This window comes from Dietzia sp. B19, assembly GCF_014145155.1.
Taxonomy (GTDB): domain Bacteria; phylum Actinomycetota; class Actinomycetes; order Mycobacteriales; family Mycobacteriaceae; genus Dietzia; species Dietzia natronolimnaea.
Window position 1 is genome coordinate 1 of record NZ_JAALED010000005.1, and the last position, 6,790, is coordinate 6,790.

Below are 6,790 nucleotides of genomic sequence, written 5' to 3' on the forward strand. Positions count from 1 at the left end.
GTGCGCCCGACACGGGTGGCTCGCCCCGCTCCCACCCGAAGGGGCGAGCGCGATCCTGTACCACGAGACCTCCCGGGCGCCCGAGGTGGCGCGGTCGCAGGGCATCACCTCGGCCGACCTCCTCCGCGCGGGGATCGTGGACGTGGTGGTACCCGAGCGACCCGACGCGGCGGACGAGCCGGACGCCTTCTGCGACCGGCTGGCCGACGCCGTCGCCGCGGCTCTGGTCGAGGTCCGGAGGCGTCCCCCCGAGCGGAGGTACGCGGAGCGGATGTCCCGCTATCGGGACCTCGGCCTGGGACTAGAGTGAAGCGCGTCACAGGCCGTCGGCGCTGATCGGGGGCTTCACTCCCGCACGAGAGGGGCTCACCCGATGTCGGACTCCACGACCTCGTCGACCTACGCCGAGGCCCACCGGCTCTCGATCACCGATCCCGACGCCTTCTGGTTGGAGGCCGCCGGGGGGATCGACTGGACCACTCCCCCCACCACGGCTGTCGACGGCTCGCGGCCCCCGTTCTACCGGTGGTTCCCCGACGGTGAGCTCAACACGTCCCACAACTGCATCGACCGTCACGTCGAGGCGGGACGCGGGGATCAGGCCGCGTTCATCTACGACTCGGCGGTGACCGGGGTCAAGGAGACCATCACCTACTCCCAACTGCTCGCCCAGGTCGAGGCCTTCGCGGGCGCGCTCGCGGCCGAGGGAGTGGGCCGGGGGGACCGGGTCGTCATCTACATGCCGATGGTCCCGCGTGCCGCGGTCGCGATGCTCGCGTGCGCCCGGCTCGGTGCCGTGCACTCCGTGGTGTTCGGGGGGTTCGCCGCGCCGGAGCTGGCCATCCGGATCGACGACGCCCGGCCGAAGGTCGTGGTGACCTCGCCCGGCGGGATCGAGCCCACCCGCAAGGTCCCCTACTTCCCCATGGTCGCCAAGGCCCTGGAACTCACCCGGCACTCCCCGGGCGCCGTGATCGTGGCCAGCCGACCGGACCAGTTCCCGGACGAGACCTTCCCCGAGACACCGGGCACCACCTGGATCGACTGGGACCGTGCCGTCGAGGCCTCGGAACCGGCAGCACCGGTCCCCGTCAGGGCGACGGACCCGCTCTACATCCTGTACACCTCCGGGACCACGGGCCTGCCCAAGGGCGTGGTCCGCGACAACGGTGGCCACGCCGTGGCGCTGGCGTGGTCGATGTGGAACGTCTACGGGGTCCGCCCCGGGGAGGTGTGGTGGACGGCCTCGGATGTCGGCTGGGTGGTCGGACACTCCTACATCGTCTACGGGCCCCTACTGGTCGGCGCGACGTCCATCATCTACGAGGGCAAGCCCGTCGGCACCCCGGATGCCGGAGCGTTCTGGCGGGTGATCGCCGAGCACGGGGCCACCGCGCTGTTCACCGCGCCCACGGCCGTCCGCGCCATCCGCAAGGAGGACCCCGAGGGCGGCGAGATCGCCAAGTACGACCTGTCCGCCATGCGCACCCTGTTCTGTGCGGGCGAACGCCTGGACCCGGACACCTACCGGTGGGCCACGGAGAAACTGGGCAAGCCCGTGGTGGACAACTGGTGGCAGACCGAGACGGGCTGGCCCATCGCCTCGAATCTGCGCGGGCTCGAGCCGATGCCGATCAAGGCCGGGTCCCCGACGGTGCCCGTGCCCGGGTACGACCTGCACGTCCTGGACTCCCGGGGCAACCCCCTCCCCGCCGGGGAGGAGGGCAACCTGGCGATCCGGTTGCCGATGGCGCCGGGCACCCTGTCGGGCCTGTGGGACGACGACGAGAGGTTCATCTCCTCGTACATGTCCGTCTTCGACGGGTACTACTCGACCGGGGACGGCGGGTACGTCGACTCCGACGGGTACGTCTACGTGATGGGCCGGACCGACGACGTGATCAACGTCGCCGGACACCGCCTGTCGACGGGCTCCATGGAGGCCGTGATCGCCACCCATCCCGCCGTGGCCGAGGCCGCGGTCATCGGTGTGAAGGACGAGCTCAAGGGCCAGCGGCCGGTCGGATACGTGGTCCTCAAGTCGGGTGAGGTCCGCGACCCCGAGGAGTTGCGCGCCGAGTTGGTGGCGATGGTCCGCGAGGAGATCGGCGCGGTGGCCACCTTCCGCGACTGCACGGTCGTGCAGGGCCTGCCCAAGACCCGCTCGGGCAAGATCCTGCGCAAGACGATGCGGCAGATCGCGGACGGGCAGGAGAACGTCACCGTCCCGTCGACGATCGAGGACCCGGCCGTGCTCGACGCCCTCGCACCGTACCTCCGGCAGGAGGGGTAGTCGCCCGGACCGCCATCCGCGAGGGCGCGCCGGACGCCACCCGCGGTCGGGCGCGCGCGGGGCCCCGCACACGAGGACGCCCCGACTCCCGTGTGGGAGGTCGGGGCGTTCTCGAGTCGTCCGACGGGCCGGATCAGGCCTCGAGCAGGTCGATCACGAAGACCAGGGTCTTCCCTCCGAGCGGGTGCAGGGCCGCGGAGGTGCCGTAGGCCTTGTCCGGCGGGATGACCAGCTGGCGGCGACCGCCGACCTTCATGCCCGGGATCCCCTCCTGCCAACCCTGGATGAGGCCGTTGAGGGGGAACGTGATGGACTCGCCGCGGTCCCACGAGGAGTCGAACTGCTCGCCGGTCTCGTAGTCGACACCGACGTAGTGGACGGTGACGTTGCCGCCGGCCACCGCCTCGGCGCCGTCCCCCACCGTGAGGTCCTCGCTGACGAGGTCAGTGGGCGCGGGGCCCGTCGGCCTGTCGATCTCGGGCTTGTCCATGGTGTCTCCTCCTGGAGTCCGGTTCCCGGGCTCAGCGCTGGCTGATCGGGGTGAAACCCCGCTCGGCCGGGCCCGTGTAGACCTGGCGCGGGCGGTTGATCTTGGTGGACGGATCCTCGCGCATCTCGCGCCAGTGGGCGATCCATCCGGGCATCCGGCCGAGGGCGAACAGGACGGTGAACATCTCGGTGGGGAAACCCATCGCGCGGTAGATGAGGCCGGTGTAGAAGTCCACGTTCGGGTAGAGCTTGCGCTCGACGAAGTAGTCGTCGGCCAGTGCCGTCTCCTCGAGCTTGAGAGCGATCTCGAGGAGGGGGTCGTTGCTCTGGGACAGCAGCGCGTGGGCGTGCTTCTTGGCGATCTGGGCGCGCGGGTCGTAGCTCTTGTAGACGCGGTGACCGAATCCCATGAGCTTGACGCCGTCGACCTTGTTCTTGACACGGTCCATGTAGTCGGTCGCGTCCCCGCCCTCCGACTCGATCCGCTCGAGCATCTCGAGCACGGCCTGGTTGGCGCCACCGTGCAGCGGTCCGTACAGGGCGTTGATGCCGCCGGTGATCGAGGCGTACAGCGGCGCCTCCGAGGATCCGACCATGCGGACGGTCGAGGTGGAGCAGTTCTGCTCGTGGTCCGCGTGGAGCACCAGCAGCATGTCCAGGGCGTCGGCGACCTCGTCGGTGACCTCGTAGTCCGGCCCGAAGGTCATGCGCAGGAAGTTGCGGACGTACCCGAGCGAGGGATCCGGGTCGAGGGCGTCGTGACCGGAGCGGATGCGCTCGATGGCGGCGGCGAGCGTCGGGCCACGGCCCAGCAGCCGGGCGGTGGCCAGGTCGACGGCCTTGGGGTCGTCGATGTCCAGGTCGTCCCCGTGCGTGCCGAACAGGCTCACGCCGGCGGAGAAGACGGGCATCGGGTGGGTGTCGCGCGGGAACGCCTGCAGCAACGGCATCATCTGGCCGGGCAGCGCGGTCTCCCCGAGCACCTTCTCGGTGAACTCGGCGAGCTGGGCCTCGGTGGGATCCTCACCGTAGATGAGCAGGTAGGAGACCTCGAGGAACGAGGCGTTGTCGGCGAGCTGGTCGATCGGGTACCCGCGGTGGCGGAGGATGCCCTCGTTGCCGTCGATGTAGGTGATCGAGGAGGTACACGCGGAGGTGTTGACGAACCCGACGTCCAGGGTGGTCATCCCCGTCTTGGCCAGCAGCGAACCCAGCTGCACCGCGTCGCTTCCGCAGGTCGCCTCCACCACATCGAGTTCGAGCTCACCGCCGGGGTAGGACAGTGTTGCATTGCGGTCCGAACCGTTCGAGCCTGCGGTCACGCGATTCCCTCTCCGACGACTGGTCCCGGCGGCCATGTCCCGCCACGAATGTGCTGTGCCACACCCTACCGTGACGGTCGCCGTCACTTCGAAGCGTGCACCGGTCCGCTCCCCCCGGGCCCCGTCCACCGGGCGGCGTCGGGGCGTCGGCGGGCGTCAGGGCTGCAGTCGCCGGACCGTCCACCCCCCGTCACCCCGGAGGCACTCGACCCGGTCGTGGAACCGGTCCCGGCCCCCCTGCCAGAACTCGACGCGGTCCGGGCGGAGGCGGTACCCACCCCACCTGTCGGGCATCGGGATCTCCTCGACGTCCGCCAGGCGCTTCTCCGCGATCGCGTAGAGCGAGGTCAACTCCTCGACGGACTCCACCGGCTGCGACTGCTCGGACGCCCAGGCCGCCACCTGGGACCCCCTGGGGCGCGTACGCCAGTAGGCGAGGCAGTCCGCCCGGTCCAGCGGTCGGCACTCGCCCTCCACGTGGACCTGCCGTTCCACCACCAACCACGGGAACGTGGCCGACGCGTAGCCGGACTGCGCCAACTGCGCGCCCTTGCGCGAACTCGTCGTCGTGAAGAAGGTCAGACCCCGCTCGTCCGCCCCCTTGCACAGCACCGTCCGGGTCGACGGCCGGCGGTCGGCACCGACGGTGCCGAGCACCATGGCGTTGGGCTCGCGCACCCCCCGGCGCCCGGCCTCGTCCAGCCACGAGGCGAAGAGCGCGACCCAGTCGTCGTGCAGATCGCCCACGTCCAGGCTCGCGTTCAGGCCGTAGCCGACCCGCATCGTGTCGAAGTCGGCCGGTTCGAGTGCGGGATCCTCCATGACCCAGACGCTACTCCGGGCCCGACGCGCCCCCGACTAGGATGGAGCCGATTCGGAAATCCCACCACAAGGAACGGCACCCCAAGAGCATGAGCGATCAGCTGCCCACCATCCCCGCCGACCTCAAGCCCGCGGACGGGCGGTTCGGCTGCGGCCCGTCCAAGGTCCGCCCCGAGCAGATCGAGGCCGTCTCCGCCGCCGCCACCTCGGTGATGGGCACCAGCCACCGCCAGGCGCCGGTGAAGGACGTCGTCGGCCGGGTCCGCGAGGGACTGTCCTCCCTGTTCTCCCTCCCCGACGGCTACGAGGTCGTGGTGGGCAACGGTGGCACCACCGCGTTCTGGGACGCCGCGGCGTTCGGCCTGGTCCGCGAGAAGTCCCTCCACCTGACCTACGGCGAGTTCTCCTCCAAGTTCGCCAAGGTCACCGGCGGCGCGCCCTTCCTCGCCGACCCGATCGTCATCTCCGCCGAGCCCGGGTCGGCTCCCGAGCCCACCTCGGACCCGTCCGTGGACCTCATCGGCTGGGCGCACAACGAGACCTCCACCGGTGTGATGGTCCCCGTGACCCGCCCGGCGGGCTCGGAGAACGCACTCGTCGCCATCGACGCCACCTCCGGAGCCGGCGGGTTGCCCGTCGACATCTCCGACGCCGACGTGTACTACTTCGCGCCGCAGAAGTGCTTCGCCTCCGACGGCGGCCTCTGGGTGTCCATCATGAGCCCGGCCGCCCTCGAGCGCGTGGCCGAGATCGCGGCCACCGACCGCTGGTGCCCGGACTTCCTGTCCCTGCCCACCGCGGTGGACAACTCCTCGAAGAACCAGACGTACAACACCCCGGCCGTGGCCACGCTGCTGATGTTCGCCGACCAGATCGAGTGGATGAACACCCAGGGCGGTCTGGACTGGTGCGTCGAGCGGACCCGGGACTCGTCCTCCCGCCTGTACGACTGGGCCGAGGCCAGCGAGTACGCCACGCCGTTCGTCACCGAGCCCGCCCACCGCTCGCAGGTCGTCGGCACCATCGACCTCGACGAGAGCATCGACGCCGCGAAGGTGGCCAAGACCCTGCGCGCCGGCGGCATCCTCGACACCGAGCCGTACCGCAAGCTCGGCCGCAACCAGCTCCGCATCGGGATGTTCCCGGCGATCGACCCCGAGGACGTCTCGCGGTTGACCCGGTGCATCGACCACGTGGTGGGGCAGCTCGGCTGACCCTCGGGCCGCGCACCCTTCCGGGCGCCCGCCCACGGTTTTTCCGCAGCCCACCCGGCCCGTCACCGCGCCGGGTGGGCTGCGCTGACCTACCATGGGGGGAACGCCCAGGACCCGGGCACGCGCCGTTCGAGCCGCCCACGGGCCCACGAGGAGTCGAGGAGGCGGTATGCGGAAGCTGAGGATCATCGGGGTGGACGCCGACTCGTCCGTGGTCGAATGTGAGCTCCCGGACTCGGGCGAGACGCTGGCCCTCCCCCTCGACGACAGGTTCCGGGCCGCCGCGCGGGGGGAGTCCCTGCCCACGGAGGAGTCCCGGCGGGTGCCCGTGACGGGCACGTTGCGCCCACGCGAGATCCAGGATCGTATCCGCCACGGCGCCTCCCCCGAGGACGTCGCCGCCGACGCCGGCGTCCCGATGTCCCGGATCGAGGGTTTCGCCGTCCCCGTGCTGCTCGAGCGCGCGAACGCCGCCGATCTCGCCCGGGCGTCCCACCCGGTCCTTCCGGACGGGCCCGCACTCGACACGCTCGCCGACCGGGTCGAGTCCGCACTCGATCATCGTGGGGTGGACCCGGACGTCGTCGCGTGGGACGCCTGGCGCGACCGCTCGGGCGGGTGGATCGTGCGGACCTCCTGGCCCGCCGGCC

The 6,790-nt window shown here is 71.0% G+C and carries 6 protein-coding genes and 1 pseudogene; 4 read left to right on the forward strand and 3 right to left on the reverse strand.

Features of this window, described 5'->3' with window-relative positions:
• Positions 1-310: pseudogene (locus tag G6020_RS00155) on the forward strand (acetyl-CoA carboxyl transferase); the annotation flags it as partial.
• A 63-nt stretch (positions 311-373) separates the two neighbouring features.
• A complete protein-coding gene (locus G6020_RS00160; RefSeq protein ID WP_182609262.1) occupies positions 374-2,293 on the forward strand; it encodes a propionyl-CoA synthetase in 1,920 nt (639 codons plus the stop codon).
• A 133-nt stretch (positions 2,294-2,426) separates the two neighbouring features.
• Here the strand turns inward: G6020_RS00160 and G6020_RS00165 are convergent, their stop codons facing one another.
• From G6020_RS00165 to pdxH, 3 genes are all read right to left on the reverse strand, one after another.
• On the reverse strand, positions 2,427-2,783 hold the full coding sequence (locus G6020_RS00165; RefSeq protein WP_179524671.1) for an FKBP-type peptidyl-prolyl cis-trans isomerase: 357 nt from the start codon (positions 2,781-2,783) through the stop codon (positions 2,427-2,429).
• 31 nt (positions 2,784-2,814) lie between these two features.
• On the reverse strand, positions 2,815-4,104 hold the full coding sequence (locus G6020_RS00170; RefSeq protein ID WP_179524670.1) for a citrate synthase: 1,290 nt from the start codon (positions 4,102-4,104) through the stop codon (positions 2,815-2,817).
• A 156-nt stretch (positions 4,105-4,260) separates the two neighbouring features.
• Positions 4,261-4,926, reverse strand: coding sequence for a pyridoxamine 5'-phosphate oxidase (pdxH, locus tag G6020_RS00175; RefSeq protein ID WP_179524669.1), 666 nt, complete (start codon positions 4,924-4,926; stop codon positions 4,261-4,263).
• Between the two features lie 89 nt (positions 4,927-5,015).
• On the opposite strand from pdxH, the gene serC reads away from it, so the two are divergent.
• Positions 5,016-6,140 (forward strand): phosphoserine transaminase, encoded by a 1,125-nt coding sequence (gene serC / locus G6020_RS00180; RefSeq protein WP_179524668.1) that lies wholly within the window; start codon positions 5,016-5,018, stop codon positions 6,138-6,140.
• 169 nt (positions 6,141-6,309) lie between these two features.
• Positions 6,310-6,790, forward strand: a 481-nt coding sequence (gene sepH / locus G6020_RS00185) for a septation protein SepH (protein ID WP_182609263.1), incomplete at its 3' end; no start/stop codon positions are given.

What these genes read in the sequence shown, in the direction of transcription:
- G6020_RS00165 (WP_179524671.1), bottom strand. Translation starts at nt 2,783, where the DNA reads ATGGACAAGCCCGAGATCGACAGGCCGACGGGCCCCGCGCCCACTGAC.
- G6020_RS00160 (WP_182609262.1), top strand. Translation starts at nt 374, where the DNA reads ATGTCGGACTCCACGACCTCGTCGACCTACGCCGAGGCCCACCGGCTC.
- serC (WP_179524668.1), top strand. Translation starts at nt 5,016, where the DNA reads ATGAGCGATCAGCTGCCCACCATCCCCGCCGACCTCAAGCCCGCGGAC.
- pdxH (WP_179524669.1), bottom strand. Translation starts at nt 4,926, where the DNA reads ATGGAGGATCCCGCACTCGAACCGGCCGACTTCGACACGATGCGGGTC.